The sequence below is a fragment of the Mesorhizobium sp. M7D.F.Ca.US.004.01.2.1 genome (assembly GCF_003997785.1).
Lineage (GTDB): Bacteria > Pseudomonadota > Alphaproteobacteria > Rhizobiales > Rhizobiaceae > Mesorhizobium > Mesorhizobium loti.
In genome coordinates this window covers 1-1,940 of record NZ_RZRQ01000603.1, presented here as the reverse complement: position 1 = coordinate 1,940, position 1,940 = coordinate 1, and the positions used below count along the sequence as shown (strand labels likewise).

Annotated in this window: 2 protein-coding genes; both read right to left on the bottom strand. The window is 63.6% G+C overall.

All coding sequences use genetic code 11. The annotated features are described in order from the left end of the window. Nucleotides 1-78: 78 nt before the first annotated feature. Complete coding sequence (locus EN993_RS35310; protein ID WP_127266192.1) at nt 79-837, bottom strand: 3-ketoacyl-ACP reductase; 759 nt, start codon at nt 835-837, stop codon at nt 79-81. Further along, nucleotides 834-1,940, bottom strand: a 1,107-nt coding sequence (locus tag EN993_RS35305; RefSeq protein ID WP_164758044.1) for a GMC family oxidoreductase, incomplete at its 5' end; no start/stop codon positions are given. The genes EN993_RS35305 and EN993_RS35310, both read right to left, overlap by 4 nt.

Sequence of the window (1,940 nt, the reverse complement as noted above, 5' to 3'; positions counted from 1 at the left end):
GGCCAGGAGATGGGCATCCCTTTCAATCCGGACTTCAACGGCGCCCACGATGATGTAGTCGGTCATGACACTGTCCACTTACAGTCGCGGCACGGAGAGCGCGCCGTCGACATTGATGATCGAGCCGGTCGAAAAGCCGAGCTTGCCGCCGGCGAGGGCCGCCACCACCGCGCCGATATCTGACGCTTCGCCCCAGCGCTTTGCCGGCACCAGTCCACCGTCGATGAGGGCGTCGTATTTGGCGGTGACGCCTGCCGTCATGTCGGTGTGGATGATGCCGGGCCGCACCTCGAACACACCGATGTTTTCAGGCGCCAACCGCAGCGCCAGGTTCTTCACCCACATCGAAAGCCCGGCTTTCGAGATGCAGTAGTCCGGCCGCTCCGGCGACGCCATTTCGGCGCTGACCGAGGTGATGGTTATGATTGATCTCTGATCGCCCGATGTGGCCAGCATCGCCTTGGCGACGGCCTGGCTGAGGAAGACGGTGCCGCGCAGATTGATGCTGAGCGTACGGTCGAAATTCTCCGGCTGGAGGTCCAGCAGATCACCGCGCACCACGGCGCCGACGCCGGCATTGTTGACCAGGCAATCGATGCGGCCGAAGGCGCGCATCGCCGCATCGACAAGTGCGGTGTGGCTGGCGAGATCGGCAATGTCGCAAGGGACATAAGCGAATTTCGCGCCGCGCCCGGCGATGTCTCTGGCAAGTCCGTCAGCGGCTGTTTCGGCAAGATCGGCGACCAGAATATCGAAGCCGGCATCGGCGAGTGCCTGGGCGCAGGCAAGGCCAATGCCGCGTGCACCGCCGGTGACGATGGCCGCCGGACGGGTCATGCGGCGAGGTCCGTCTTGCGGATATGATCAGCAACCCGCAGCGCCTGTGCGGCGATCGACAGGGCCGGGTTGACGGCGGCCGAATTGGGCAGGAAGCCGCCGTCGACGACGAACAGGTTCCGGTGGTCGAACGAGCGGCAGAAGGGATCGAGCGGCGCGGTGGCCGGATCGTCGCCCATCTTGACCGTGCCGCACTGATGCGAGGGCGTGCGCTTGTCGAAGGGGCGCGACAGCACGAGGGGATAACCGCAGGCGCGGAAGTTTTCGCGCATCACCTTGGTCAGCCCATCGAGCGACTGCATGTTGGAGCGCCGCCACTGCATGACGATGTCCTTGCCGTCGACCATGATGCGGCTTTCCGGATCGGGCAGGTCCTCGCACATCAGGTACCAGTCGACGGCATGGCCGGCCATGAAATCGAGCGCGAATTTCGGTGTGTATTTGACATTGGCCTTCAGCATGTTGCCGTCGATCTTGCCGAGCAACTGGACATTGCCGAGCGGCTTGCCCCCCTTGCCGTCGGACAGATAATAGTCGTTCAGCATCAGCGTCTTCTGGTAGACGGAATCGTTGCGGCGGCGCGGATCGATCGCCAGCATGGCGCTCGAATTGTGGTTCATGAAATTGCGACCGACCTGGTCGGAGCGGTTGGCGAGGCCTTTGCCATCCGATGTGGGCGAGCGCAGCAGGATAACGGCGGAATTGACCGCGCCGGCCGAGAGGATGACCAGCTTCGGCGATACCTTCTTCAGCGCGCCATTCTGCCGGTAGTGAATGGCTGATATGGTTTTGCCGTCGGGCGATACTTCGAGATATTCGACATAGGCTCCAGTCTCAAGCTTGATGTTCTGGTCGGTCAGGGCAGCCGTCAGCGGTCCCGTCTGCGCGTCGACCTTGCCTTGGCCGGTGTTCGGGAAGGCATCCCAGCCGGTCTTGCCCTCTTTCAGCCAGGTGTCGATATCGACGCCGAGCGGCAGCGAGGCCGGATGCAGGCCGAGGTTTTTCAGCTCGGCGCGGGCGCGGGCGATGGGGGCTTCGTCGGGCACCGGCTTGAAGGCATAGGGGACCGAATGGAACGGCTCGGTCGGGTCCTCGCCCAGTGC

Bases quoted from the DNA above. Each gene is read 5' to 3' on its own strand.
- EN993_RS35310 (WP_127266192.1), bottom strand. From the start codon at position 837: ATGACCCGTCCGGCGGCCATCGTCACCGGCGGTGCACGCGGCATTGGC.